Origin of the sequence: Mesorhizobium sp. M1227 (genome assembly GCF_040318315.1) — a bacterium.
Lineage (GTDB): Bacteria > Pseudomonadota > Alphaproteobacteria > Rhizobiales > Rhizobiaceae > Mesorhizobium.
In genome coordinates this window covers 1-22,658 of sequence record NZ_JAMYLZ010000026.1, presented here as the reverse complement: position 1 = coordinate 22,658, position 22,658 = coordinate 1, and the positions used below count along the sequence as shown (strand labels likewise).

At 61.7% G+C, this 22,658-nt stretch carries 36 protein-coding genes and 1 pseudogene; 1 reads left to right on the top strand and 36 read right to left on the bottom strand.

Annotated elements, in window-relative coordinates:
• Position 1 precedes the first annotated feature (1 nt).
• From NKH28_RS24450 to NKH28_RS24415, 8 genes and pseudogenes are all read right to left on the bottom strand, one after another.
• Entirely contained in the window at positions 2-859 is an 858-nt protein-coding gene (locus NKH28_RS24450) for a DMT family transporter (RefSeq protein ID WP_502898883.1), read from the bottom strand.
• A 68-nt stretch (positions 860-927) separates the two neighbouring features.
• Complete coding sequence (locus NKH28_RS24445; protein ID WP_352451037.1) at positions 928-1,908, bottom strand: RluA family pseudouridine synthase; 981 nt, start codon at positions 1,906-1,908, stop codon at positions 928-930.
• 62 nt (positions 1,909-1,970) lie between these two features.
• A pseudogene (locus tag NKH28_RS24440) lies at positions 1,971-2,308 on the bottom strand (DUF190 domain-containing protein).
• Positions 2,305-2,676, bottom strand: coding sequence for a CrcB family protein (locus NKH28_RS24435; protein WP_352451039.1), 372 nt, complete (start codon positions 2,674-2,676; stop codon positions 2,305-2,307). Before NKH28_RS24435 ends, NKH28_RS24440 begins: the two are co-directional and overlap by 4 nt.
• 125 nt (positions 2,677-2,801) lie before the next feature.
• Positions 2,802-3,188, bottom strand: a complete 387-nt coding sequence (crcB, locus tag NKH28_RS24430; protein ID WP_352451040.1) for a fluoride efflux transporter CrcB — start codon at positions 3,186-3,188, stop codon at positions 2,802-2,804.
• A gap of 31 nt (positions 3,189-3,219) precedes the next feature.
• Positions 3,220-4,050: an aspartyl/asparaginyl beta-hydroxylase domain-containing protein gene (locus tag NKH28_RS24425; protein ID WP_352451041.1), complete on the bottom strand. Its 831-nt coding sequence runs from the start codon at positions 4,048-4,050 to the stop codon at positions 3,220-3,222.
• Positions 4,051-4,186: 136 nt separating this feature from the next.
• Entirely contained in the window at positions 4,187-5,497 is a 1,311-nt protein-coding gene (locus NKH28_RS24420; protein ID WP_352815508.1) for a replication-associated recombination protein A, read from the bottom strand.
• A gap of 43 nt (positions 5,498-5,540) precedes the next feature.
• A complete protein-coding gene (locus NKH28_RS24415) occupies positions 5,541-7,028 on the bottom strand; it encodes a DegQ family serine endoprotease (protein WP_352541987.1) in 1,488 nt (495 codons plus the stop codon).
• Between the two features lie 132 nt (positions 7,029-7,160).
• Between NKH28_RS24415 and NKH28_RS24410 the strand changes: the two genes are divergently transcribed.
• Complete coding sequence (locus NKH28_RS24410; RefSeq protein WP_352980618.1) at positions 7,161-7,829, top strand: hypothetical protein; 669 nt, start codon at positions 7,161-7,163, stop codon at positions 7,827-7,829.
• A gap of 22 nt (positions 7,830-7,851) precedes the next feature.
• On the opposite strand, the gene rplQ is transcribed toward NKH28_RS24410, so the two are convergent.
• The 28 genes from rplQ to NKH28_RS24270 all read right to left on the bottom strand — a co-directional run.
• Complete coding sequence (gene rplQ, locus NKH28_RS24405; protein WP_023675127.1) at positions 7,852-8,283, bottom strand: 50S ribosomal protein L17; 432 nt, start codon at positions 8,281-8,283, stop codon at positions 7,852-7,854.
• 115 nt (positions 8,284-8,398) lie between these two features.
• Positions 8,399-9,409, bottom strand: coding sequence for a DNA-directed RNA polymerase subunit alpha (locus tag NKH28_RS24400; protein ID WP_023675128.1), 1,011 nt, complete (start codon positions 9,407-9,409; stop codon positions 8,399-8,401).
• Positions 9,410-9,513: 104 nt separating this feature from the next.
• A complete protein-coding gene (gene rpsK / locus NKH28_RS24395) occupies positions 9,514-9,903 on the bottom strand; it encodes a 30S ribosomal protein S11 (RefSeq protein ID WP_006205444.1) in 390 nt (129 codons plus the stop codon).
• 139 nt (positions 9,904-10,042) lie between these two features.
• Positions 10,043-10,411 carry a 30S ribosomal protein S13 gene (rpsM, locus tag NKH28_RS24390; protein ID WP_006205445.1) on the bottom strand — a complete coding sequence of 123 codons (369 nt, stop codon included), beginning with the start codon at positions 10,409-10,411 and terminating at the stop codon, positions 10,043-10,045.
• 198 nt (positions 10,412-10,609) lie between these two features.
• A complete protein-coding gene (locus tag NKH28_RS24385) occupies positions 10,610-11,221 on the bottom strand; it encodes an adenylate kinase (RefSeq protein ID WP_352471809.1) in 612 nt (203 codons plus the stop codon).
• Positions 11,218-12,558 (bottom strand): preprotein translocase subunit SecY, encoded by a 1,341-nt coding sequence (gene secY / locus NKH28_RS24380; protein WP_352471807.1) that lies wholly within the window; start codon positions 12,556-12,558, stop codon positions 11,218-11,220. Before secY ends, NKH28_RS24385 begins: the two co-directional genes overlap by 4 nt.
• A 191-nt stretch (positions 12,559-12,749) precedes the next feature.
• Entirely contained in the window at positions 12,750-13,223 is a 474-nt protein-coding gene (gene rplO, locus NKH28_RS24375; protein WP_292660428.1) for a 50S ribosomal protein L15, read from the bottom strand.
• A 22-nt stretch (positions 13,224-13,245) separates the two neighbouring features.
• Complete coding sequence (rpmD, locus tag NKH28_RS24370) at positions 13,246-13,443, bottom strand: 50S ribosomal protein L30 (RefSeq protein WP_006205449.1); 198 nt, start codon at positions 13,441-13,443, stop codon at positions 13,246-13,248.
• 24 nt (positions 13,444-13,467) lie between these two features.
• Positions 13,468-14,031, bottom strand: coding sequence for a 30S ribosomal protein S5 (rpsE, locus tag NKH28_RS24365; RefSeq protein ID WP_006333394.1), 564 nt, complete (start codon positions 14,029-14,031; stop codon positions 13,468-13,470).
• 83 nt (positions 14,032-14,114) lie between these two features.
• Positions 14,115-14,474, bottom strand: a complete 360-nt coding sequence (gene rplR / locus NKH28_RS24360; protein ID WP_023675132.1) for a 50S ribosomal protein L18 — start codon at positions 14,472-14,474, stop codon at positions 14,115-14,117.
• Between the two features lie 85 nt (positions 14,475-14,559).
• On the bottom strand, positions 14,560-15,093 hold the full coding sequence (rplF, locus tag NKH28_RS24355) for a 50S ribosomal protein L6 (protein WP_023675133.1): 534 nt from the start codon (positions 15,091-15,093) through the stop codon (positions 14,560-14,562).
• Between the two features lie 89 nt (positions 15,094-15,182).
• Positions 15,183-15,581, bottom strand: a complete 399-nt coding sequence (rpsH, locus tag NKH28_RS24350) for a 30S ribosomal protein S8 (protein WP_006205453.1) — start codon at positions 15,579-15,581, stop codon at positions 15,183-15,185.
• A 12-nt stretch (positions 15,582-15,593) separates the two neighbouring features.
• Positions 15,594-15,899, bottom strand: coding sequence for a 30S ribosomal protein S14 (gene rpsN / locus NKH28_RS24345; protein WP_352451046.1), 306 nt, complete (start codon positions 15,897-15,899; stop codon positions 15,594-15,596).
• Between the two features lie 27 nt (positions 15,900-15,926).
• Entirely contained in the window at positions 15,927-16,505 is a 579-nt protein-coding gene (rplE, locus tag NKH28_RS24340; RefSeq protein ID WP_008875670.1) for a 50S ribosomal protein L5, read from the bottom strand.
• Positions 16,498-16,812 carry a 50S ribosomal protein L24 gene (gene rplX / locus NKH28_RS24335; RefSeq protein ID WP_254817150.1) on the bottom strand — a complete coding sequence of 105 codons (315 nt, stop codon included), beginning with the start codon at positions 16,810-16,812 and terminating at the stop codon, positions 16,498-16,500. Before rplX ends, rplE begins: the two co-directional genes overlap by 8 nt.
• Before the next feature lie 12 nt (positions 16,813-16,824).
• The gene (gene rplN, locus NKH28_RS24330) at positions 16,825-17,193 is read right to left on the bottom strand and encodes a 50S ribosomal protein L14 (RefSeq protein ID WP_006205457.1); all 369 of its coding nucleotides are present in this window, start codon (positions 17,191-17,193) and stop codon (positions 16,825-16,827) included.
• An 82-nt stretch (positions 17,194-17,275) separates the two neighbouring features.
• Positions 17,276-17,515, bottom strand: coding sequence for a 30S ribosomal protein S17 (gene rpsQ, locus NKH28_RS24325; RefSeq protein ID WP_023675136.1), 240 nt, complete (start codon positions 17,513-17,515; stop codon positions 17,276-17,278).
• Between the two features lie 11 nt (positions 17,516-17,526).
• Positions 17,527-17,727: a 50S ribosomal protein L29 gene (rpmC, locus tag NKH28_RS24320; RefSeq protein WP_006205459.1), complete on the bottom strand. Its 201-nt coding sequence runs from the start codon at positions 17,725-17,727 to the stop codon at positions 17,527-17,529.
• Positions 17,728-17,740: 13 nt separating this feature from the next.
• Positions 17,741-18,154 carry a 50S ribosomal protein L16 gene (gene rplP, locus NKH28_RS24315; protein ID WP_006205460.1) on the bottom strand — a complete coding sequence of 138 codons (414 nt, stop codon included), beginning with the start codon at positions 18,152-18,154 and terminating at the stop codon, positions 17,741-17,743.
• A 27-nt stretch (positions 18,155-18,181) separates the two neighbouring features.
• The gene (rpsC, locus tag NKH28_RS24310) at positions 18,182-18,907 is read right to left on the bottom strand and encodes a 30S ribosomal protein S3 (RefSeq protein WP_023675137.1); all 726 of its coding nucleotides are present in this window, start codon (positions 18,905-18,907) and stop codon (positions 18,182-18,184) included.
• Positions 18,907-19,296 (bottom strand): 50S ribosomal protein L22, encoded by a 390-nt coding sequence (gene rplV / locus NKH28_RS24305; RefSeq protein WP_006205462.1) that lies wholly within the window; start codon positions 19,294-19,296, stop codon positions 18,907-18,909. The genes rpsC and rplV overlap by 1 nt, the downstream gene beginning before the upstream one ends.
• Positions 19,297-19,298: 2 nt before the next feature.
• A complete protein-coding gene (gene rpsS, locus NKH28_RS24300; RefSeq protein ID WP_006205463.1) occupies positions 19,299-19,577 on the bottom strand; it encodes a 30S ribosomal protein S19 in 279 nt (92 codons plus the stop codon).
• Between the two features lie 16 nt (positions 19,578-19,593).
• Positions 19,594-20,427 (bottom strand): 50S ribosomal protein L2, encoded by an 834-nt coding sequence (gene rplB, locus NKH28_RS24295; protein ID WP_023675138.1) that lies wholly within the window; start codon positions 20,425-20,427, stop codon positions 19,594-19,596.
• 22 nt (positions 20,428-20,449) lie between these two features.
• The gene (locus tag NKH28_RS24290; RefSeq protein WP_023675139.1) at positions 20,450-20,743 is read right to left on the bottom strand and encodes a 50S ribosomal protein L23; all 294 of its coding nucleotides are present in this window, start codon (positions 20,741-20,743) and stop codon (positions 20,450-20,452) included.
• Complete coding sequence (gene rplD, locus NKH28_RS24285) at positions 20,740-21,360, bottom strand: 50S ribosomal protein L4 (RefSeq protein WP_008875667.1); 621 nt, start codon at positions 21,358-21,360, stop codon at positions 20,740-20,742. The genes NKH28_RS24290 and rplD overlap by 4 nt, the downstream gene beginning before the upstream one ends.
• A complete protein-coding gene (gene rplC, locus NKH28_RS24280) occupies positions 21,360-22,088 on the bottom strand; it encodes a 50S ribosomal protein L3 (RefSeq protein WP_352451050.1) in 729 nt (242 codons plus the stop codon). The genes rplD and rplC overlap by 1 nt, the downstream gene beginning before the upstream one ends.
• A gap of 96 nt (positions 22,089-22,184) precedes the next feature.
• A complete protein-coding gene (gene rpsJ, locus NKH28_RS24275) occupies positions 22,185-22,493 on the bottom strand; it encodes a 30S ribosomal protein S10 (RefSeq protein ID WP_006205468.1) in 309 nt (102 codons plus the stop codon).
• Positions 22,494-22,556: 63 nt separating this feature from the next.
• Positions 22,557-22,658 (bottom strand): EF-Tu C-terminal domain-related protein (locus NKH28_RS24270; protein ID WP_502896533.1); only part of this gene is annotated, 102 nt, incomplete at its 5' end.

The window sequence follows — 22,658 nt, the reverse complement described above, 5'->3', positions numbered from 1 at the left end:
CTCATCCGGGACTTTGTTTTCGGACCGGCCGGTTGACGATGATGAGACCAGCCGCGATCAGGGCGAGTGCCAGGAAGATACGAACGGTCAGCGGCTCATTCAAGAACACGGCGCCGCACAGCACACCAAACACCGGCGACAGGAAAGTGAAGCTCGACAGTCCAGATGCAGGGTAGCGCCGCAGCAGCCAGAACCACAGCACATAGGTGAAGGCGACGACGTAGACGGCCTGGAACAACAGCGCCAAGGTCGGCAGAACGGCAAAGCTGCGGACCGGCGGCCCGGCAAAAGGCATCACCAAAATGCCGATGACGGCGGCCCCGGCCAGCTGATAGAGCAGCAGCTTTTCGGCGCTGGCCGTCACCAGCTTCGACCGCTTGATGACGATATTGGTCACGGCCCACAGAATGCCGGCACCGAGACTGAGCAAATCGCCGCCCAATGTTGCGCCGCCATTGGCGCTCAGTTTATCTGAAAACACCGCGATCAGTCCGGCGAAAGCGAGCAGAAGACCAACGAGCTTGCGTACCGTGATGCTTTCGCCCAGCAGGAAATGACCGCCGACCAGCATCCAGAACGGCATGGTGTTGACCAGCAAAGTGTTGCGCACGACAGTGGTGTGCTCGAGCCCGACATAGAGAAACAGGAACTCGAAACCGAAAAGCGCGCCGGCCAGAATGCCGGCGACGAGGGTCTTGTCGGGCGTGAACAGCGCAATGCCGCGCCAGCGGCACCAGCCGAAAACACACAAGCCGCCGATCACCGAGCGGGCGATCGACAGGAAAACGGGATCGTAGCCGGCATAGGAGATCTTGGCGGCGACGTAGTTCAGCCCCCAGGAAAAAGTCAGCCCAACCATGATGGCGGCTGCCGCCAGATCGACCGCGTCACGGCGGTCGAGGGTTTCTGTGGCGACGCCCACCAGCGCTAGTCCTCGGCACTCTGCTCGTCGAAACCGAGCAGGTTCCAGCTCTGGCGCATATGCGGCGGCATCGGTGCGGTGACGTCGACAAAGCCCTTGTCGGGATGCGGGATAACGATGCGGCGCGCGTGCAGATGCAGCCGGTTCTGCATGCCGCCTGGAAAATCCCAATTGGTGTCGGCCTCGAAATATTTGGGGTCGCCGATGATCGGGCAACCGATATGGGCGGCATGGACGCGAAGCTGGTGGGTGCGCCCGGTGTAGGGTTCCATTTCCAGCCAGGACAGCGTCTGCGCCGCCTGCTCGACTATGCGGTAATAGGACACGGCGTGATCGGCGCCCTTTTCGCCGTGCTTGGCTATGCGCACACGATCGCCGTCGGGCGTCGGTTCCTTGATCAACCAGGTCGAGATCTTGTCCTCGCGCTTCGGCGGCACGCCCTTGACCAGCGCCCAGTAGGTTTTCTTCGTCTCACGCGCCCGGAACGCTTCGGCGAGCTTCATGGCGGCGAGCCTTGTACGGGCGACAACCAGCACGCCCGACGTATCGCGGTCGAGCCGGTGCACCAGGCGCGGCTTCTCGCCCTTCTGGTTGCGCCAGGCTTCCAGCATGTCGTCGACATTGCGGGTGACGCCCGAGCCGCCCTGCACTGCCAGGCCGGCCGGCTTGTTGAAGACGAAGACCTTCGGGTCCTCATGGATCAGCATCTTTGCCAAAACGTCGGCGTCGCCCTGGTTGCGGATCGAATGACCGGTGAGCGGGCTTTCGCCTTTCTTGTCCACTTCGAGCGGCGGCACACGCACCGTCTGGCCGGCTTCGACGCGGGTATCGGCCTTCACCCTGCCGCCGTCGACGCGGATCTGGCCGGAACGCAGCAGCTTCTGCAGATGACCGAAACCGAGACCGGGGAAATGGCTCTTGAACCAGCGATCGAGCCGCATGCCCGCCTCGCCGGCGTCCACTGTGATCTGTTCAACGCCTGCCATGATTCCAATCGCCGTTTTGCAGGCATGCAACGGCATTCGCCGGTACCCGCAATCTCACTCGCTTATTCGTTGTCGGTTCCATATTGCAGAACCTGAACTTTCTCCAGCGTAATCAAACCACTTGTCATGATTGTTTCAAGCACGGGCAGGAAAGCGGCCAATTTTCCTCGTCATCGACGATCTCGATGACGAGTGGCAGATCCTCCGATAGGCGGAGGATCTTCGTGGTGTGAAGCCGGCTGGAATGGCCGAACCCCATCGCGCCGCGCAGGACGGTCGCGCCGGCTATCTGCATTTCGCGGGCCCTCAGCACAATAACCTCATACAGCGGACGGCCATCTGCCCTGTCGTTTTCGCCGATAAAGATGCGCAGCAATTGTGCCTGTGTTGGTATCTTCATTGCCTGGACCCTCTCAGCCGGTTGAGCCGAACTGCAAAGATGTGGCCAAGCCAGACGGCGGCAAGCCAGGCCACCACGGAGATCGCGATATTGAGTCCCGCCGCCACAAACCTCCCGCCTTGCGCGAGGATGAGTGTTTCAAGGCTGAAAGCGGAGAAGGTCGTCAGGCCGCCGCAGAAGCCGGCCATGAAGAATTGACGTTGCAGCGGACCGGCGAAGACGCGACCATCCGGTCCCGTCAATGTCGCGTAGAAGCCGATGAGGAACGAGCCAACAATATTGACGAGGAGCGTGCCGAAGGGAAATCCAGCGCCCCACAGGGCAGTGCTCGTCGATGAGGCAAGCGCCCGCAACACACCGCCGATCATGCTGCCTGCGGCCACGGTCGCATAGAGCCGAACCGTTTCGTTGGTTCTGCGACGGCCAATGAGGCGCGCCGCCTGCCCTGCCGCGGCAGCGTCCGTCCCGTCGTGGCGGAGCTTCCGCGGGCCGCTCACCGCGCCCCGCTGCCAATCAGAAGACTTCCGGCGGCAAAGCCCAGCGTCACGCCGCCGAGGCTTAGAAAAACCGAAAGCAGCACATTTCCGCCGGCGCGCCGCCATTCGCCCTCGCGCGCCAGCGCCAGCGTCTGCAGGCTGAAGGAAGAAACCGTGGTATAGCAGCCGAGGCCGCCGGTAACGGTAAAGGCCCAGATGGCGGGCATGCCGTCGCGCGCCACCGCATGCGCAACGACGCCGATTGCAAACGCTCCCGAGACATTGACGGCCATAGTGCCCCAGGGAAAGGTCTCGCCGACCCGGCGGGCGACGAAGCCGGACAGGAAGAAGCGGGCCATTGCACCGATCGCGCCACCAAGGCAGACAAGCAACAGATGATACATCGTGCTCCCTCGCGCCGGTCACACCATGGTGTCAGGCGGCTCCGGCCTTCTTCGGCTTGCTGGAGCCGATCATCTTCCAGTTCTTGTAGAACATGGCATTGATGCGCTCGACGCTGACCGAAACGATGGCGAGAAGAGCGGCGATCATGCCGGGAAATGGCGATGGCCGGATGATGTCCATGAACACGCAGTAGCGGCGCCCATCATATTCGTTGACCGATCGGTGCAGCAGCGTGTCGTCGAAAATATAGAGCGGATTGTCGTGCCAGTAGTTCCTGGCGTTGTTGCACTCGACGAAAACCTCGGCCTTCACCGGGAGAAGATTGTAGAGAATGCGCAGGCTGAGCCGCAGCGGTCCGAAATGCCAGGAGGTCGATTCCCTGCCCCTGAACACCGACACGGCGATGGTCTTGATGTATTTGAAATCCTTGTTGAATTCGGCAACGTTGTCGATTTTGTGCTTGCCATACCACTGGTAGACATACATGCCGCGCCGGCCGCTGCCGAAATTGGCGTCGATATCGGCGATGATCTCGTCCTTGCGCGCTTTGAAGACGTCCAGAACCTCGTTGACCTCACGCTGATAGTCCGGAGGAAACTGGTCCAGTTTCCAGACACCGCGGTTTCTGTAGCACAGCAGATCGACCAGCAGATTGAAGGGCGAAAGCAGCCAGGTGAAGATGCCGTTGCCGAGGAAATAACCACTGAACAGGGCCCAGTTCTTGTTGTCGTTGCGCAACACGTCGATCAGGCCGAGGACAATGAAAATTGTCGTCAGGATGGGAATGAAATAGAAGCCGAGCGCCAGCAGCGGGATCGCTATGGCGAACTTCCGGAGGGTCTTGCGAGTTCTTTTTGTCATTTTTCCACGCGCCAGGCGCGATTCCGTTCTGAATATCGTCGGTACGTTTCTGGCCTGTCCGCCGGCCGAAGGCGCACCTTGATAGGGTTTTTTATCCCGCCAGACAACGGCGATCACACCAGTGTGCGACTGGCAGCTACTTTTCCCGCTCGCTGCGCAGCTTCGCCCAATAATCCAGCCGCTTCCTGATATCGCGCTCGAAGCCGCGCTCGGGCGGGTCGTAGAATGTCTGCCTTCCCATCTTCTCCGGAAAATAGTCCTGGCCGGAAAAAGCGTCGGGCTCGTCGTGGTCGTAGCGATAGCCGGCGCCGTAATCTTCCTGTTTCATCAGCTTGGTCGGAGCATTGAGAATGTGCTTGGGCGGCAGCAGCGAACCGAATTCCTTCGCCGCCTGTGTGGCGGCCTTGAACGCGGTATAGACTGCATTGGATTTCGGCGCGGTGGCGAGATAGACGGTCGCCTCGGCGAAGGCCAGTTCGCCCTCGGGCGAGCCCAGATAGTCATAGGCGTCCTTGGCGGCGTTAGCGACGACGAGCGCCTGCGGGTCGGCCAGCCCGATATCCTCCATCGCCATGCGCACCAACCGGCGCCCGAGATAAAGCGGATCTTCGCCGGCGTCGAACATGCGGGCCAGATAGTAGAGTGCCGCGTCGGGGTCGGAGCCGCGCACCGATTTGTGCAAGGCGGAGATCAAATTGTAGTGGCCGTCCTGTCCCTTGTCGTAGATCGGCGCGCGGCGCTGGACGATGCGCTGCAGGGCTTCGGCGCCGAACACCTCCTTTGATTTCGCTGCGCGCCAGACCTCTTCGGCGAGCGTCAATGCCGCGCGGCCGTCGCCGTCGCTCATGCGGATGAGCATCGCCTGCGCGTCTTCATCGAGCGGCAGCGGCCTGCCCTCTGCCTGTTCGGCCCGCGCCAGCAGCTTGGCAATACTGTCCTCGCCGAGTGAGTGAAAGACCAGCACACGCGCGCGCGACAAAAGCGCGGCGTTAAGCTCGAAGGACGGATTCTCCGTGGTGGCGCCGACCAGCACGACGGTGCCGTCTTCCATCACGGGCAGAAAACTGTCCTGCTGGGCGCGGTTGAATCGATGGATCTCGTCGACGAACAGCAGCGTCTGGCGGCCGTTCGAGCGGCGCAGCTTCGCTGCCTCGAACACTTTCTTCAGGTCGGCAACGCCGGAAAACACCGCCGATATCTGTTCGAAGGCGAGGCTTGTCTCGCCGGCAAGCAGCCGTGCGACCGTGGTCTTGCCAGTGCCGGGCGGGCCCCAGAAAATCATCGAGCCGAGCGAGCCGGAACCGATCAGCCGCGTCAGCGCGCCGTCGGGTCCGGTCAGATGCTCCTGGCCGACGACCTCGCCAAGGTTCTTCGGGCGCAGACGGTCCGCCAGCGGCCTGCCGGGCGGCGTCTTTTCCGGTTCGTCGACACTGAACAGATCGGCCATGCAACTTCTTCTGCCTGGAGTCCGATCATGCTGACGGTCGGGCTCAGTAACGCAACACCTGGCGCAGTATCTGCCCGCCGCGCTCGACGGTAAAGCGCCACCAGCGCGTATCCTGCTGGGCTACCTGTTCCAGGGTCGCCGCCTTGTCGATCGTCAGGCCATTGACCTCACGCACGATGTCGCCTGGCTGGAAGCCAAAATCGGCAGCAGGCGAATCGCGGTTGATGTCGACCACGGTGACGCCTTTGACATCGGTGCGCAGACCGAGCCGTTGGGCAAGCCGTGGCGACAGTTCAGCAACCTTGGCACCGGAGAACGGGCTGCGGCCGCGCAATGTGAGTTCCGCAGCTTTGGCGCCCTCAGGCGGCCGTTCCAGCGCGATGTCCATCGTCGCCTGCTGACCCTTGCTCAGAACGCCGAAGCTGGCATTCGTACCAATCGACAGCGTCGCCATCCGGTAGTCCAGCGCCCCGACGCTCTCGACCGGCTTGCCGTTGAGTGACAGCACTACGTCGCCCGGCTTGAGCCCTGCCTTGGCGGCGGGTCCCGCCTCTTCGACCGAAGAAACCAGCGCACCGGTCGGTTTGTCCATGCCGAGCGATTCGGCAATCTGCGGCGTCACCGCCTCGAACTCGGCACCGGCATACGGCCGCTCGAAGAAGTCGAGCCCGGCCTTGGCCGCGTCGGCGAAGGCGCGAACCATGTTCGAAGGGATGGCAAAGCCGATGCCGATCGAGCCGCCGCTACGGCTATAGATCGCCGTGTTGATGCCGATCAGCTGCCCTCCCATGTTGACCAGCGCGCCACCGGAATTGCCGGGGTTGATGGCGGCGTCGGTCTGGATGAAGAAGCTGGAATCGGAGACGCCGATATGGCTGCGCGCCACGGCCGAAATGATGCCGCTGGTGGTGGTCTGGCCGACACCGAACGGATTGCCGATCGCCAGCACCAGATCGCCGACCTCGAGCGCGTCGGAATCGCCGATAGCGATCACCGGGAACGGCTTGTCAGAAGAAATCTTGAGCACGGCGAGGTCGAGCGTCTCATCCTTGAGCAGCACCTTGCTGTCGAATTCGCGCCCGTCGGCGGTCGCTACCTTGACCTGGTCGGCGTTCTTGACGACGTGGAAATTGGTGACCACGACGCCGGTGGGATCGACCAGCACCCCCGAACCGAGCGAAGACTGCGCGCGCGGCTGCGAGCGGCCGAAGAACTCCTCGAAGAACGGATCGCCGTCGAAGGGCGACGTCACCTTGGCGGTTTGCGAGGCGTAGACATTGACCACGGCCGGCGCTGTCTGCTTGACCAGCGGCGCGAAGGACAGTTGCACCTCCTCGCGGCCGAACGGCACGCGCTTGTCGGGGCCGGAAGTGGCGTTTTCGCCTTCGACGCCATGCAATAGATCCGTCAGCACGTCGGACAAACCGGGGTCTGGCTTGTTCTCCTCCGCCAGCGCGTGCCTGGCCGCCGGCACGATGGCCAGCGCCATCAAGGCGCAGATCAGAACAAGGGACAGCCGTTTAACGCGCATTCCGAATCCTCCAAGTCGGGCGCCATTGTCCTGACGATTGTGCAAAATGAAAGGCTAAGCCGCTGAAATCCGATTATTTTGGGCGGCAAAGCGGTTATAGGTCGAGGTGAAACCGGAAAGCCGTGTCGGCAAATGAAAAAACAGCTCGTTTCATTCCGTGATTTTTTGGTGACCGGCACTTTGGGGCCTGTTATCCCCGGCATGAAAATGATCGAAATTGCCGAAGCGTTCGGCGCGCCGGATGATTGGATCACCAAGTATGCCGAGACGATTCCCGTCTATTGGATATATGGTCAGCTCGAAGCTTCCTTTGATAACGAGCCGCCTTACGATCTGAATTGGTTTCAGATCGAACATGTGCATGCCATCCGCGGCAAGACCGAGCGCATAACCGACCAATTTGCTCTTTCAATGGATGGGTTCGACAGCAGAACAAAGCCATCGGAATTCCTGAACGCGGGCCTGTGGACACCAGAAGAAGCTATGGTCTTCTACATCGCATCGAGGAACGACATCGACCTGAACATCTGCGCGGGTCCGATCCAGATTTATTTCCGCGTTGATACCGACTTCATCGAAGATCGGGACGCCGAAAAATATCTGAACGGCGTGACTGTGTCCCAATTGATAAGCGATATCGATCACCGAACGGAGATCGACAGTGTTTATTCCTATTCGCATCCCGCAATCGAGCAAATAACAAAGGCGATTGATTGGAAGTCAATAAGCGGAAGAAACTACCTCAACTTTGCTCGGCAAGAGGTAGCCGCCCCAATGAAAAAGGGGCCGCAGGCCCCTTAAACTCACTCAGAAAAACCAAGCCTTATGCGGCTGCGGCTTCCTCTTCGGTGCCTTCGGCCTCGATGCGGGCGCGATCGCCGGCGCCCTTGGCAGAGGTGTCGCGGTCGACGAATTCGATGACGGCCATTGCGGCATTGTCACCGTGGCGGAAGCCGGCCTTCATGATGCGCAGATAGCCGCCGTTGCGGGTGGCGTAGCGCGGCGCGATGGTATCGAACAGGCGCTTGACGACGCCTTCATTGCCGATCTGGGCAATAACCTGGCGGCGGGCGTGCAGGTCGCCGCGCTTGCCGAGCGTCACCAGCTTTTCGACGATCGGACGCAAATCCTTCGCCTTCGGCAGCGTGGTGAGGATCTGCTCGTGCTCGATAAGCGACACGGCAAGGTTGGCAAACATCGACTTGCGATGGCTTATGCTGCGGGCGAACCGGCGGCCTTTAAATCCGTGGCGCATGGCTCTTCTCCTTCATTGCGGTTTCAAGAGGCCTGAGCCTCAGTTGGTTAGCCGCATGATCTTGTCCGAAAGTCTGCAACTTTTTGCTGCGCTGACCTTCGGTTCGGGATCATGCTTAATATTGATCTTCGTAACGCTTGGCGAGGTCTTCGATGTTTTCCGGCGGCCAGTCCGGTACTTCCATGCCGAGATGAAGGCCCATCGCCGCCAGGACTTCCTTGATCTCGTTCAGCGATTTGCGGCCGAAGTTCGGGGTGCGCAGCATCTCGGCTTCGGTCTTCTGGATCAGGTCGCCAATATAGACGATGTTGTCGTTCTTCAGGCAGTTGGCCGAACGCACCGAAAGCTCGAGTTCGTCGACCTTCTTGAGCAGCGCCGGGTTGAAGGCAAGCTCGGTAACCTGTTCGGCGGCGACTTCCTTCTGCGGCTCGTCGAAATTGACGAATAGGCCGAGCTGGTCCTGCAGGATGCGAGCGGCGAAGGCCACCGCGTCCTCGCCCGAAATCGAACCGTCGGTCTCGATGGTCATGGTCAGCTTGTCATAGTCGAGAACCTGGCCCTCGCGGGTGTTCTCGACCTTGTAGGAGACCTTCTTGACCGGCGAATACAGGCTGTCGACGGGGATCAGCCCGATCGGCGCGTCCTCGGCGCGGTTACGGTCGGCCGGCACATAGCCCTTGCCGGTATCGACGGTGAATTCCATGCGGATTTCAGCGCCTTCGTCCAGCGTGCAGATGACGTGGTCGGGATTGAGGATCTCGACGTCGCCGACCGTCTGGATGTCGCCGGCGAGAACCGCGCCCGGTCCCTGCTTGCGGACGACCATGCGCTTGGGGCCGTCGCCTTCCATGCGGATGGCGATTTCCTTGATGTTCAAAACGATGTCGGTCACGTCCTCGCGGACGCCGGCGATGGACGAGAATTCATGCAGAACGCCGTCGATCTGCACGGCGGTTACAGCCGCGCCACGCAGCGAAGACAGAAGCACCCGGCGCAGCGCGTTGCCTAGGGTGAGGCCGAAGCCGCGCTCGAGCGGCTCGGCGACCAGCGTGGTCAGCGTCTTCTTCTTCGACGAGAACTCGATCTTGTTCGGCTTGATCAGTTCTTGCCAATTTTTCTGGATCATAGTGCTTTCCTTCCGTTGTCCCGCCACCATCCAATCGTGGCGGGCGACCTGGAATGCCGTGGAGGAGCGCCCTTGAGGCGCTCGCGCGGCGTTCGGTAAATTCTTTAGACGCGGCGCTTCTTGCGCGGACGGCAGCCGTTGTGCGGGATCGGCGTCACATCACGGATCGAGGTGATGGTGAACCCTGCTGCCTGCAGTGCGCGCAACGCCGATTCACGACCGGAGCCGGGTCCACAGACCTCGACCTCGAGCATGCGCATGCCGTGTTCCTGAGCCTTCTTGGCAACATCTTCGGCAGCCATCTGGGCAGCGAAAGGGGTCGACTTGCGCGATCCCTTGAAGCCTTGTGCTCCGGCCGACGACCAGGCAATCGAATTGCCCTGTGCGTCGGTGATGGTGATCATCGTGTTGTTGAAGGTCGAATTGACGTGGGCAACGCCCGACGAGATATTCTTGCGTTCGCGACGGCGAACACGAGCGGCTTCCTTGGCCATGATAGTCCTTTCAGTTGATCTCTACACCGCCGTAATGCCAGCGGCTCCACCAGGGAGAAGGCAGTAGGGGAATATGGCAGTAGGGCAGTATGTCTGCCGCCCCTATTGCCTTACTGCCCTACCCCCTTACTGCCCTAAATTACTTCTTCTTTCCGGCAATCGACTTGGCCGGGCCCTTACGGGTGCGCGCATTGGTGTGCGTGCGCTGGCCACGAACCGGCAGCGAGCGACGGTGACGCAGGCCGCGGTAGCAGCCGAGGTCCATGAGCCGCTTGATGTTCATCGACACTTCGCGGCGCAGGTCGCCCTCGACCTGGTAGTCGCGGTCGATGGTCTCGCGGATCTGCAGCACTTCCGCGTCGGTCAGTTGGTTGACGCGGCGCTCGGCCGGGATGCCGACCTTGTCGACGATCTCCTGGGCGAACTTCTTGCCAATGCCGTGAATGTATTGAAGCGCAATGACAACGCGCTTGTTGGTCGGAATGTTGACGCCGGCTATACGAGCCATGTTCTTCTCTTCTCCATATAGGCCGGGCGAGCCGGCGCTTCAAGTTGCCCCGCGTCCGGTGGAGGCCGGCCCTTGCGGGAGTTTCCAGTTCAAAGCGGCCTGCCTTGCCCTTGCGGACAAGCAAGCCTCATGCCTGATAGGAAGACGGGCCGCCATACCCCAGCGGACCGCTCCAGTCAAGCGCAATCGTTCGATTCTCTAGCCGGCCGCCTGGCCAACCCGCCGGGTCGTCGCCCTGAGCACCGCCTCGATCTGCTGCGTCACCGCATCGATGTCGGCCATGCCATCGACGCCCCTGAGTTTACCCTTGGCGTAGTAGTAGCCGATCAGCGGCGAGGTTTTCTTGTAATATTCCCTCAAGCGTTCTTCGAACACCGCTGGACTGTCGTCCTTGCGCACCGGCAGGCCTGCGGCCTTGGCTTCTTCGGCGCGCTTGACGATTCGGCCAACCAGCGCCTTGTCATCGACGACAAATTCGATGACCGCATCTAGCTCCAGTCCGCGATCCGACAGCATTTCCTCAACGGCGTCCGCTTGCACCAGAGTTCGGGGATACCCGTCAAGGATGAAGCCGTTTGCGCAATCAGCTTGATCGATGCGCTCGGCCACAATGGCGTTGACGATAGCGTCGGACACCAGTTCGCCAGCGTCCATCACCGCTTTGGCGCGCTTGCCGACTTCGGTGCCGGCCTGGACAGCAGCACGCAGCATGTCCCCCGTGGAAAGCTGTGGGATGCCGTGTCGTTCTACCAGTCTCAGTGCTTGTGTCCCCTTGCCCGCCCCCGGCGGTCCAAGCAATATCAACCTCATCTGGCCTTTTTCCCCCCGCGCAGCTTCGACTTCTTGATCAGGCCCTCATACTGGTGCGCGATCAGGTGACCCTGAATCTGCGCCACCGTATCGAGCGTTACACTGACCACGATCAGGAGCGAAGTGCCACCAAGGTAGAACGGTACGCCAGTCGCTGAAATCAGGAACTCGGGCAGCAGACACACCAGCACCAGATAGATGGCGCCGACGACTGTGATGCGGGTGAGCACATAGTCAATATAATCCGCGGTACGCTCGCCCGGGCGATAGCCCGGGATGAAGCCCGAATGCTTCTTCAATTGGTCCGCGGTGTCCTTCGGGTTGAAGACGATCGCCGTGTAGAAGAAGGCGAAGAACACGATCATCGCCGCGTAGAAGGCCATGTAGAGCGGCTGGCCATGACCGAGCGACGCCAGGATGGTGCTGGCCCAAGCGGGCATGTTCGTTGTCTGCGAGAAACCGGCGACGGTCGCCGGCAGCAGCAATAGCGACGAAGCGAAGATCGGCGGAATGACGCCGGATGTGTTGAGCTTCAGCGGCAGATGCGAGGTATCGCCCTGGAACATGCGATTGCCGACCTGGCGCTTGGGGTACTGAATCAGCAGGCGGCGCTGGGCGCGCTCGAAAAAGACGATCAGGCCGATAACGATAATGGCGAGCACGATGATCGCCAGGATCAGGCCGGTCGACAGCGCTCCGGTGCGGCCTAGCTCCAAGGTACCCGAGATGGCGCGCGGCAGGCCGGCGACAATGCCGGAGAAGATGATCAGCGAAATGCCGTTGCCGATGCCGCGGGCGGTGATCTGCTCGCCGAGCCACATCAGGAACATGGTGCCGCCGACCAGCGTGACGACGGTCGAGATGCGGAAAAAGATGCCGGGATCGTTGACGATGCCGTTTCCGCCCTCGAGCCCGACCGAAATGCCGTAGGCCTGGACCAGCGCCAGAAGCACGGTCCCGTAGCGCGTATACTGGTTGATAATCTTGCGGCCCTGCTCGCCTTCCTTCTTCAGCGCTTCCAGCGACGGAATGACCGAGGTCATCAGCTGCATGATGATGGAGGCGGAGATATAGGGCATGATGCCGAGGGCAAAGATCGCCATGCGCTGCACGGCACCGCCTGCAAACATATTGAACATGCCAAGCACGCCCTTGCTCTGCGACGAGAAGGCGTGGGCAAAGGCGTCCGGATTGATGCCGGGCAGCGGGATATAGGTGCCAAGACGGTAGACGAGCAGCGCGCCGATGGTGAACCAGATGCGCTTCTTCAGATCCTCGGCCTTGGCGAAGGCCGAAAAATTCAGATTCGAGGCTAGTTGTTCAGCAGCCGAAGCCATGCCTGATTCTCCGCTTGGTCACGCTCGATGCCCGCAGCTCAGGCGGCGCGTGTCACCGAAACTCACGAGATAAGCTCCGGACTGCAAACATGCAAGCGGCCGCGTTGATGCGGCCGTCACATCTATCGGATCAAAGCACGACCGCAGGCAAAACCGAATTCCACCTTTGCCGGCCGTGCTTCAAATTGCCGTTACTCGGCGGCTGCCTTCTCAGGCAGCTTCACCGAGCCGCCGGCCTTTTCGATCTTCTCGATCGCGGCCTTGGAGGCTCCGGCCACGTCGAAGGCAAGCTTGGCCTTGATGTCGCCGTCTGAAAGGATGCGCACGCCGTCCTTGACGCGACGGATGACGCCAGCCGCAACCAGCGCCTCGGCCGTTACAACTGTCTTGGCGTCGAGCTTCTTGGCATCGAGCGCCGCCTGGATGCGGGCCAGCGACACGACGGTGAAGCTCTTGGCGAAGATATTGTTGAAGCCGCGCTTCGGCAGGCGGCGGTAGAGCGGCATCTGGCCACCCTCGAAGCCGTTGACGGCGACGCCGGAGCGCGCCTTCTGGCCCTTGACGCCGCGACCGGCGGTCTTGCCCGAACCGGAGCCGATGCCACGGCCGAGACGCTTCTTGGAGTGCGTCGCGCCGTCCTTGTCACGCAGATCATTGAGTTTCATCTGGGTTCTCCTGCGCTCTGGTTCAGCCCTCGTCCACGACGCGGACGAGATGCTGGACGGCAGCGATCATGCCGCGCACCGAGGGCGTATCCTCCAGCGTGCGCTGCTTGTGCATCTTGTTGAGGCCGAGGCCGACCAGCGTTGCGCGCTGCTCCTTCGGCCGGCGGATCGGCGAACCGATCTGCTCGACGGTGATGGTCTTGGTTGCTTTCTTGGCCATGGTCAAATCCCTGGTCAGCGTCGACTATTCTTCAGCCGCAACGGCGGTGCCGCGGCGGGCCTGAAGGGTCGAATACTTGATGCCGCGCGCTGCAGCGACATCCTTCGGATGCATCTGGCTCTTCAGCGCGTCGAAAGTGGCACGAACCATGTTGTAGGGGTTCGAAGAACCCATCGACTTGGCGACCACGTCATGCATGCCGAGCGTCTCGAAAACGGCGCGCATCGGGCCGCCGGCGATGATGCCGGTACCTTGCTTGGCGGCGCGCAGCAGAACGCGTCCCGCACCCCAGCGTCCCTCGACGTCGTGGTGCAGCGTGCGGCCTGAGCGCAGCGGCACGAAGATCATGTCGCGCTTGGCCGATTCGGTCGCCTTGCGGATCGCCTCCGGCACTTCGCGCGCCTTGCCGTGGCCGAAGCCGACGCGGCCCTTCTGGTCGCCGACGACAACAAGTGCCGCAAAGCCGAAGCGCCGGCCGCCCTTGACGACTTTGGCGACACGGTTGATGTGGACGAGCTTGTCGACCATGCCGTCGTCGCGCTCTTCGCGATCACGGCCGCGGCCGCCATCCCTACGTTCCTGTGCCATATCCTGTTCCTTGTTTTTTTCCGGAAGCACGGTTGATGATGATATCCGGCGCCTCTGTGGGTCGCCGGGGGCGAATTTCGTTTTTAGAAGCTCAGACCACCTTCACGGGCAGCCTCGGCAAGCGCCTTGACACGGCCGTGGTAGATGTAGGCGCCGCGGTCGAAGACGACTTCCTTGACGCCGGCCTTCGAGGCACGCTCGGCGATCAGCTTGCCGATGGCAGCGGCCGCCGCCGTGTCGGCGCCGGTCTTGAGCGAACCCTTGAGCTCCTTCTCGAGCGTCGAAGCAGCCGCGATCGTGTGGCCCTTGGCGTCGTCGATCACCTGGACATAGATGTTCTTCGACGTGCGATGGACCGACAAGCGCGGACGATCGCCGGCAACCTTCTTGATCTGGCGGCGGACGCGCTGGGCGCGGCGTTGGGTGGATTCTTTCGAGCCCATGATATCAGTTCCTTGCCTTCAAAAAACGGGGGCAACCATATGCGGTAGGACGAGCCTCCCGCGACCGCTCCCCGCGGCGTTAAAATTACTTCTTCTTGCCTTCCTTGCGGACGATCTTCTCGCCGGCATAGCGGACACCCTTGCCCTTGTAGGGCTCGGGGCTGCGATACTCGCGGATCTCGGCGGCAACCTGGCCGACCTGCTGCTTATCGATGCCGGTCACCGTGATTTCCGTCGGCTTCGGCACCGAAATCGTCACGCCCTGCGGCGTCTCGTAGACGACGTCATGGCTGAAGCCGAGCGCCAGCTGCAGGTTCTTGCCCTGCATGGCGGCACGATAGCCGACGCCGGTGATCTCGAGCTTCTTTTCGAAGCCGTCCTTGACGCCCTGCAGGATGTTGACGATCTGCGTGCGCGACATGCCCCACTTGGAACGGGCAGTCTTGGTCTGGTCGCGCGGCTGGACAGCGATCTCGCTGCCTTCCATCTTGACCAGCACTTCGTCGTTCACCACGAACTTCAGCTCGCCCTTCGGACCCTTCGCCGTCACGGTCTGGCCGTTGACGGTCGCGGTCACGCCCTGCGGCAGCGAAACGGGTTTCTTTCCAATACGAGACATTTTGTTGTCCTCGTCACTTCTCTTGTTTCAGGTCTCGGCTTTCGGGACTAGATCCCGAAAACCTGTTTCCAACCGGGTCACATACCAGATCAGAAGATCTGGCAGAGGATTTCCCCGCCGACATTCTGTTCACGCGCTTCGTGGTCGGCCATCACGCCCTTCGGCGTCGAAAGGATGGCGATGCCGAGGCCGTTGGCGACGTGCGGTATCGACTTGGCCGAAACGTAGACGCGGCGGCCGGGCTTCGAGACCCGAGCGATTTCGCGCACCACCGGCGCACCATCGAAATACTTCAGCTCGATCTCGATTTCGGACTTGCCGTTGTCGAAGTCGGTCTGGCTGTAGTCGCGGATATAGCCTTCCGCCTTCAGCACGTCGAGGACGCGGGTACGCAGGCGCGAGGCCGGCGTCGAAACGCTCGACTTCTTGCGGCCATACGCGTTGCGGATGCGGGTCAGCATATCGCCGAGAGGATCGCTCAATGACATGTTATGTCCTCCTTACCAGCTCGACTTGACCAGGCCCGGGATCTGGCCGTTATTGCCGAGATCACGAAGCGCGATACGCGATACTTTGAGCTTGCGATAATAGGCACGCGGACGTCCGGTGACTTCGCAGCGGTTGCGGATGCGGGTCTTGGCCGAGTTGCGCGGCAGCGCCGAAAGCTTCAGCTGGGCGCGGAAGCGCTCTTCCATCGGCTTGGACTGATCCATGATGATCGCCTTGAGCACCTCGCGCTTGGCAGCGAACTGGTCCGCAAGCTTGCGGCGCCTGTTGTTCTTCTCGACTGAGCTGGTCTTTGCCATTTCAGATTTTTCCTTTTCTCGCTGCCGTTACTGGCGGAAGGGGAAGTTGAAGGCCTTGAGCAATGCCCTGGCTTCGTCGTCCGTCTTCGCAGTCGTACAAACGATGACGTCCATGCCCCAGATCTGATCAACCTTGTCGTAGTTGATCTCCGGAAACACGATGTGTTCCTTGATGCCCATGGCATAGTTGCCACGGCCATCGAAGCTCTTCGGATTAAGTCCGCGGAAGTCGCGGACGCGCGGCAGTGCGATGTTCACGAGGCGGTCGAGGAACTCGTACATGCGTTCCTTGCGCAGCGTGACCTTGGCGCCGATCGGCATCTTCTCGCGGACCTTGAAGCCGGCGATCGAGTTGCGGGCGCGGGTGACGACGGCCTTCTGGCCGGCGATCATCGCAAGGTCTTCCGCCGCGATCGAAGGCTTCTTCGAATCGCCGGTCGCCTCGCCGACGCCCATGTTCAGCACGATCTTGTCGATGCGCGGAACCTGCATCTCGTTCTCGTAGCCGAACTGCTCCTGCAGCGCCTTGCGGATGGTCTCGTTGTAGACCTGCTTGAGGCGCGGCGTGTTCTGGGCAGTTGCCTGCTTGGTTTGAGCCTTAGCCATTGATGACTTCTCCCGAGCGCTTGGCGACGCGCACCTTCTTGCCGTCCTTCTGGAAGATGAAGCCGACCCGGGTCGGCTTGCCATCCTTGGGGTCGGCCAGCGCGATGTTCGACAGCTGGATCGGCGCTTCCTTGGTGATGATCCCGCCCTCTTGGGACTGGGACTGCTTCTGGTGACGACGGATCAGGTTGACGCCGCGCACCAGCGCGGTGTCGTCCTTCGGCTGTACCGAGAGGACTTCGCCCGAACGGCCCTTGTCCTTGCCGGCCAGCACGACGACCTTGTCGCCTTTTCTAATCTTCTGCATTGGTCCGGCTCCTTACAGCACTTCAGGCGCGAGCGAGATGATCTTCATGTGGTTCTTGGCGCGGAGTTCGCGCGGAACCGGTCCGAAGATACGCGTGCCGATCGGCTCTTTCTTGTTGTCGACGAGAACGGCTGCGTTCTTGTCGAAACGGATCACGCTGCCGTCCGGGCGGCGGATGTCCTTGGCCGTGCGAACCACGACCGCCTTCATCACATCGCCCTTCTTGACGCGGCCGCGCGGGATGGCTTCCTTGATCGACACCACGATGATGTCGCCCACGGAAGCGTATTTCCGCTTCGAGCCGCCCAGCACCTTGATGCACATGACACGACGGGCGCCGGAATTATCCGCGACGTCGAGGTTTGTTTGCATCTGAATCATGACTGGCCGCCTTCTTCTTTTCTAACGGGACGGGTTTCTCACCCCTCCCCGGTCTGTCCAAAATTCGTTTCGTTGGCCCTGATCAGGCCTGGTCCGAAGACACCACGACCCAGCGCTTGTCCTTGGAAATCGGCTTCGATTCCTGGATGAACACCTGATCGCCGACCTTGTGGGCGTTGTTCTCGTCGTGCGCCTTGTACTTCTTGGTCATGCGCACGGTCTTCTTCATCACGGGATGCGTGAAGCGCCGTTCGACCTTGACGACAACCGTCTTCTCGTTCTTGTCGCTGACGACGGTGCCCTGCAGAATGCGCTTTGGCATGGTTTTCGTCCTTAAGCCTTCTTGGCCGCGGACTTTTCCGCAGCGATGGTCTTGATACGCGCAATGTCCTTGCGGACCTGCCTCACGCGCGCGGTCTTCTCAAGCTGGCCGGTGGCCTTCTGAAAGCGCAGGTTGAACTGCTCCTTCTTCAGGCTGGCCAGGTCGTCGGTCAGCTGGTCCTGGGTCTTGGTCCGGATGTCTTCGGCTTTCATGATCAGCCCGTCCTTATTCTGCGATGCGCTGTACGAAGCGCGTCCTGACCGAGAGCTTGGCCGCGCCGAGACGCAGCGCCTCACGGGCGGTTTCCTCGTTGACGCCGTCGATCTCGAACATGATGCGGCCCGGCTTGACGCGTGCCGCCCAGTAGTCGACCGCGCCCTTGCCCTTACCCATACGGACTTCGGTCGGCTTCGACGTCACCGGCACGTCCGGGAAGATACGGATCCACACGCGGCCGGCACGCTTCATCTCGCGGGTGATCGCGCGGCGGGCCGCCTCGATCTCACGCGCGGTGACGCGGTTCGGCTCAAGCGCCTTCAGCCCGAAACCACCGAAATCCAGGTTGGTGCCGCCCTTGGCGGTACCGTGGATGCGGCCCTTGAACTGCTTGCGGAACTTTGTGCGCTTTGGCTGCAGCATCGTTCTAACTCCAAATTCCTAAATGTCTTACGCGTTTTCGCGACGGCGACCGCGTTCGCGCTCACCACCACCGCCATGCGCATGATCGCCCTCGGTGGCGCGGCGCTCCGAAGCCATCGGGTCGTGCTCGAGGATTTCGCCCTTGAACACCCAGACCTTGACGCCGCAGATGCCGTAGGCCGTATTCGCCTCGGCCGTGCCGTAGTCGACGTCGGCACGCAGCGTATGCAGCGGCACGCGGCCTTCGCGATACCATTCCATGCGCGCGATCTCGGCGCCGCCGAGACGGCCGGCGCAGTTGATGCGGATGCCTTCGGCACCGAGGCGCATCGCCGACTGCACGGCACGCTTCATGGCGCGGCGGAACGCGATGCGGCGCTCGAGCTGCTGGGCGATCGACTGGGCGACCAAGGTCGCGTCGATCTCCGGCTTGCGCACTTCGACGATGTTCAGATGCGTCTCGGACTTGGTCATCTCCATGAGCTTCTTGCGAAGCTTCTCGATGTCAGCGCCCTTCTTGCCGATGATCAGGCCCGGACGCGCCGCATGGATGGTGACGCGGCACTTCTTGTGCGGACGCTCGATCACGACTTTCGAGATCGCAGCCTGCTTGAGTTCCTTCTCAAGATATTTGCGGATCTTGATGTCCTCGTGCAGCAGCTTGCCGTACTCGCCGGTGTTCGCGAACCAGCGCGAATCCCAGGTGCGGTTGATGCCGAGACGCAGACCGATCGGATTGACTTTCTGGCCCATTATGCGGCCTCCCCTTTTTCTTCGACTTCACGAACGACGATCGTGAGGTGCGAGAACGGCTTCTCGATACGGCTGGCGCGCCCACGGCCACGGGCATGGAACCGCTTCATGACGATCGACTTGCCGACATAGGCTTCCGCCACGATCAGCGCATCGACGTCGAGGTCGTGGTTGTTTTCCGCGTTGGCGATCGCCGATTCCAGCGTCTTCTTGACCGTGCCGGAAATCCGCTTGGCCGAGAATTCGAGGTCGGAAAGCGCTGTCGCGACCTTCTTGCCGCGGATCAGCGCGGCAACCAGGTTCAGCTTCTGCGGGCTGATACGGATCGTGCGCAACACGGCGCGCGCTTCGTTGTCAGCAAGCCTGCGCGGAGCTTTGGCCTTGCCCATGATTATTTCCTCTTCGCCTTCTTATCCGCGCCGTGACCGTAATAGGTCCGGGTCGGAGCGAATTCACCGAACTTGTGACCGACCATGTCCTCGTTCACCGAGACGGGAACGTGCTTCTGGCCGTTGTAGACACCGAAGGTGAAGCCGACGAACTGCGGCAGGATGGTGGAGCGGCGGCTCCACATCTTGATCACCTCATTGCGACCACCTTCACGAACCTTGTCCACCTTCTTCAGAAGGTAGCCGTCGATGAAGGGGCCTTTCCAAATCGAACGAGTCACTTGGCGTTACCTCTTCTTAGCTCTTGCGCTGATGGCGCGAGCGCAGGATGAACTTGTCGGTCGCCTTGTTGGACCGCGTCTTCTTGCCCTTGGTCGGCTTGCCCCAGGGCGAAACCGGATGGCGGCCACCCGAGGTGCGGCCTTCGCCGCCGCCATGTGGATGGTCGACCGGGTTCATGGTCACGCCGCGATTGTGCGGACGTTTGCCGCGCCACACGGTGCGGCCTGCCTTGCCGTCATTGATGTTGCCGTGGTCCGGGTTGGACACGGCGCCGACAGTGGCCATGCAGGAGCCGTGGACGACACGCTGCTCGCCCGAATTGAGGCGCAGGATCGCCATGCCCTGGTCGCGGCCGACGAGCTGGCCATAACCGCCGGCCGAACGGGCGACCTGAGCGCCCTTGCCGGGCTTCAGCTCGATATTGTGGACGATCGTGCCGACCGGCATCGAGGCCAGCGGCATCGCGTTGCCCGGCTTCACGTCGACCGATTCACCGGCCACGATCTTGTCGCCGGGAGCCAGACGCTGCGGGGCGATGATGTAGGACAGCTCGCCATCGTCATACTTGATCAGCGCGATGAAGGCGGTGCGGTTCGGATCGTACTCGATACGCTCGACCGTGCCGACGACGTCGAACTTGCGGCGCTTGAAGTCGATGATGCGGTAGGTGCGCTTGTGACCGCCGCCGATGAAGCGGGCTGTGATGCGGCCGTAATTGTTGCGGCCGCCCGACTTGGTCAGGCCTTCGGTTAGGCCCTTGACGGGCTTGCCCTTGTAGAGGCCCGAGCGATCGACGATGACCAGCTGACGGGTGCTCGGCGTTACCGGGTTGAATTTTTTCAGTGCCATTGTTCTGTCCTCGCGACCTTGCTCAGAGACCCGTCGCGACGTCGATCGACTGGCCTTCGGCCAGCGTCACAACCGCCTTCTTGACGTCGCTCTGGCGGCCGATCGTGCCGCGGAAGCGCTTGATCTTGCCCTTGCGGACAAGCGTGTTCACGGCCATCACCTTGACGCCGAACAGCGCTTCGACGGCGGCCTTGATTTCCGGCTTCGACGCCTTCTTGGCGACATTGAAGACGACCTGGTTCTGCTCGGAAGCCATGGTCGACTTTTCAGTGATCGCCGGCGAGACGATCACGTCGTAATGACGAAGGTCGGTCATTTGAAGCGCTCCTCGAGAGCCTCGACGGCGGCCTTGGAAAGGACCAGCGTGCCGCGGCGCAGAATGTCGTAGACGTTGATGCCCTGGATGGGCAGCACGTCGATGTTCGGGATGTTGGTCGCCGCCAGCTTGAAGTTCTTGTCAAGCTCGGCGCCGCCGATCACCAGGGCGTTGCTCAGGCCCAGCGTCGCGAAATTCGCGATCAGCGCCTTGGTCTTGGCCTCGGTCAGCTTCAGCTCGTCGATGATGATGATCGACGCGCTCTTGGCCTTGGCCGAGAGGGCATGCTTCAGGCCGAGCGCACGCACCTTCTTAGGCAGATCGTGCTCGTGGCTGCGCACGACCGGGCCGTGGGCCTTGCCGCCGCCGCGGAACTGCGGAGCGCGAGCCGAATGGTGACGGGCGCGGCCCGTACCCTTCTGCTTGTACATCTTGGCGCCGGTGCGGGCGATTTCCGCGCGACCCTTGGCCTTGTGCGTGCCCTGCTGCTTCTTGGCAAGCTGCCAGCGCACGACGCGCTGCAGGATGTCCTCACGCGGATCGAGGCCGAAAATCTCTTCGGAGAGCTTCACCTTGCCGGCGTCCTTGCCGCCAAGCGTTGTAATCTTGAGGTCCATTATTCCGCTCCCTCTGTGGCCGGGGCCTCGTTCGTGGCGGCACCGTCAGTCGCAAGGGCGCGGATCGCGGCGGGCTTCGGCGCATTGGCCGGAAGCGCCACCTTGGCCGCGTCGCGGACCAGGATCCATGCACCCTTCGAACCCGGGACCGCACCGCGGATCAGGATCAGGCCGCGATCGGCGTCGGTCGAGACGACCTCGACATTCTGCGTGGTGACGCGGGTGTCGCCCATGTGGCCGGCCATATGCTTGCCCTTGAACACCTTGCCCGGATCCTGGCGCTGGCCGGTCGAGCCGTGTGTACGGTGCGACACCGAGTTGCCGTGCGTTGCGCGGCCGCCACCCATGTGGTGCCGCTTGATGACGCCCTGGAAGCCCTTGCCGATCGTGGTGCCCGTCACATCGACCTTCTGGCCGACGACGAAGTGCTCGACGGTGATCTCGGCGCCAACATCGATCATGTTGTCGGCAGAGACGCGAAACTCGGCAACCTTGGCCTTGGGCTCGACGGAAGCGGTCGCGAAATGGCCGCGCATCGCCTTCGACGTGTTCTTCACCTTGGCAAGGCCAACGCCGAGCTGGACGGCGGTATAGCCGTTCTTCTCCTGCGTGCGCTGCGCCACGACCTGGCAGTTCTCCATCTGGAGAACAGTGACGGGAACATGTTCCCCGGCATCGTTGTAGATGCGGGTCATTCCCACCTTCTTTGCAATCACACCTGAACGCATCGGTTCAATTCCTTTAGAGTTCCCTGTCGGGGCTGTCGCCCCTCCACGCCTCTTGTTCCTTCAGAGTTCCGGGTCGCCCCGCTGACCTCTGGTTCCTTACAGCTTGATCTCGACGTCGACACCGGCGGCCAGGTCGAGCTTCATCAAAGCATCGACCGTCTGCGGGGTCGGGTCGACAATGTCGAGCAGACGCTTGTGCGTGCGCATTTCGAACTGCTCGCGGCTCTTCTTGTCGACGTGAGGCGACCGGTTGACCGTGAACTTTTCGATCCGCGTCGGCAGCGGAATGGGGCCGCGGACGTTGGCGCCGGTGCGCTTGGCGGTCGACACGATTTCCCGTGTCGAGGCGTCGAGCACCCGGTGATCAAACGCCTTCAGGCGGATGCGGATATTCTGTCCGTTCATGCGTCACTTCCTTGTTCTGGCGCGGCGCGGGCCGCGCCCGCGACAGATCGGTTTAAGTCCAAATTACTCTGTGATGGTGACGACGATGCCGGCACCGACGGTGCGGCCGCCTTCACGGATGGCGAAGCGCAGCTTCTCTTCCATGGCGATCGGCACGATCAGCTC

Coding starts and splice junctions, on each gene's coding strand:
- NKH28_RS24450 (WP_502898883.1), bottom strand. CDS start 859: ATGGTTGGGCTGACTTTTTCCTGGGGGCTGAACTACGTCGCCGCCAAG.
- NKH28_RS24445 (WP_352451037.1), bottom strand. CDS start 1,908: ATGGCAGGCGTTGAACAGATCACAGTGGACGCCGGCGAGGCGGGCATG.
- NKH28_RS24435 (WP_352451039.1), bottom strand. CDS start 2,676: ATGATCGGCGGTGTGTTGCGGGCGCTTGCCTCATCGACGAGCACTGCC.
- crcB (WP_352451040.1), bottom strand. CDS start 3,188: ATGTATCATCTGTTGCTTGTCTGCCTTGGTGGCGCGATCGGTGCAATG.
- NKH28_RS24425 (WP_352451041.1), bottom strand. CDS start 4,050: ATGACAAAAAGAACTCGCAAGACCCTCCGGAAGTTCGCCATAGCGATC.
- NKH28_RS24420 (WP_352815508.1), bottom strand. CDS start 5,497: ATGGCCGATCTGTTCAGTGTCGACGAACCGGAAAAGACGCCGCCCGGC.
- NKH28_RS24415 (WP_352541987.1), bottom strand. CDS start 7,028: ATGCGCGTTAAACGGCTGTCCCTTGTTCTGATCTGCGCCTTGATGGCG.
- NKH28_RS24410 (WP_352980618.1), top strand. CDS start 7,161: ATGAAAAAACAGCTCGTTTCATTCCGTGATTTTTTGGTGACCGGCACT.
- rplQ (WP_023675127.1), bottom strand. CDS start 8,283: ATGCGCCACGGATTTAAAGGCCGCCGGTTCGCCCGCAGCATAAGCCAT.
- NKH28_RS24400 (WP_023675128.1), bottom strand. CDS start 9,409: ATGATCCAGAAAAATTGGCAAGAACTGATCAAGCCGAACAAGATCGAG.
- rpsK (WP_006205444.1), bottom strand. CDS start 9,903: ATGGCCAAGGAAGCCGCTCGTGTTCGCCGTCGCGAACGCAAGAATATC.
- rpsM (WP_006205445.1), bottom strand. CDS start 10,411: ATGGCTCGTATAGCCGGCGTCAACATTCCGACCAACAAGCGCGTTGTC.
- NKH28_RS24385 (WP_352471809.1), bottom strand. CDS start 11,221: ATGAGGTTGATATTGCTTGGACCGCCGGGGGCGGGCAAGGGGACACAA.
- secY (WP_352471807.1), bottom strand. CDS start 12,558: ATGGCTTCGGCTGCTGAACAACTAGCCTCGAATCTGAATTTTTCGGCC.
- rplO (WP_292660428.1), bottom strand. CDS start 13,223: ATGAAACTCAATGATCTGCGTGACAAGGACGGCGCGACGCACTCCAAG.
- rpmD (WP_006205449.1), bottom strand. CDS start 13,443: ATGGCCAAGAAAGCAACCAAGACCATCACCGTCGAGCAGATCGGTTCG.
- rpsE (WP_006333394.1), bottom strand. CDS start 14,031: ATGGCACAGGAACGTAGGGATGGCGGCCGCGGCCGTGATCGCGAAGAG.
- rplR (WP_023675132.1), bottom strand. CDS start 14,474: ATGGGCTCGAAAGAATCCACCCAACGCCGCGCCCAGCGCGTCCGCCGC.
- rplF (WP_023675133.1), bottom strand. CDS start 15,093: ATGTCTCGTATTGGAAAGAAACCCGTTTCGCTGCCGCAGGGCGTGACC.
- rpsH (WP_006205453.1), bottom strand. CDS start 15,581: ATGTCATTGAGCGATCCTCTCGGCGATATGCTGACCCGCATCCGCAAC.
- rpsN (WP_352451046.1), bottom strand. CDS start 15,899: ATGGCAAAGACCAGCTCAGTCGAGAAGAACAACAGGCGCCGCAAGCTT.
- rplE (WP_008875670.1), bottom strand. CDS start 16,505: ATGGCTAAGGCTCAAACCAAGCAGGCAACTGCCCAGAACACGCCGCGC.
- rplX (WP_254817150.1), bottom strand. CDS start 16,812: ATGCAGAAGATTAGAAAAGGCGACAAGGTCGTCGTGCTGGCCGGCAAG.
- rplN (WP_006205457.1), bottom strand. CDS start 17,193: ATGATTCAGATGCAAACAAACCTCGACGTCGCGGATAATTCCGGCGCC.
- rpsQ (WP_023675136.1), bottom strand. CDS start 17,515: ATGCCAAAGCGCATTCTGCAGGGCACCGTCGTCAGCGACAAGAACGAG.
- rpmC (WP_006205459.1), bottom strand. CDS start 17,727: ATGAAAGCCGAAGACATCCGGACCAAGACCCAGGACCAGCTGACCGAC.
- rplP (WP_006205460.1), bottom strand. CDS start 18,154: ATGCTGCAGCCAAAGCGCACAAAGTTCCGCAAGCAGTTCAAGGGCCGC.
- rpsC (WP_023675137.1), bottom strand. CDS start 18,907: ATGGGCCAGAAAGTCAATCCGATCGGTCTGCGTCTCGGCATCAACCGC.
- rplV (WP_006205462.1), bottom strand. CDS start 19,296: ATGGGCAAGGCCAAAGCTCCGCGCAGGCTTGCTGACAACGAAGCGCGC.
- rplB (WP_023675138.1), bottom strand. CDS start 20,427: ATGGCACTGAAAAAATTCAACCCGGTAACGCCGAGCACCCGTCAGCTG.
- NKH28_RS24290 (WP_023675139.1), bottom strand. CDS start 20,743: ATGACCGACCTTCGTCATTACGACGTGATCGTCTCGCCGGCGATCACT.
- rplD (WP_008875667.1), bottom strand. CDS start 21,360: ATGGACCTCAAGATTACAACGCTTGGCGGCAAGGACGCCGGCAAGGTG.
- rplC (WP_352451050.1), bottom strand. CDS start 22,088: ATGCGTTCAGGTGTGATTGCAAAGAAGGTGGGAATGACCCGCATCTAC.
- rpsJ (WP_006205468.1), bottom strand. CDS start 22,493: ATGAACGGACAGAATATCCGCATCCGCCTGAAGGCGTTTGATCACCGG.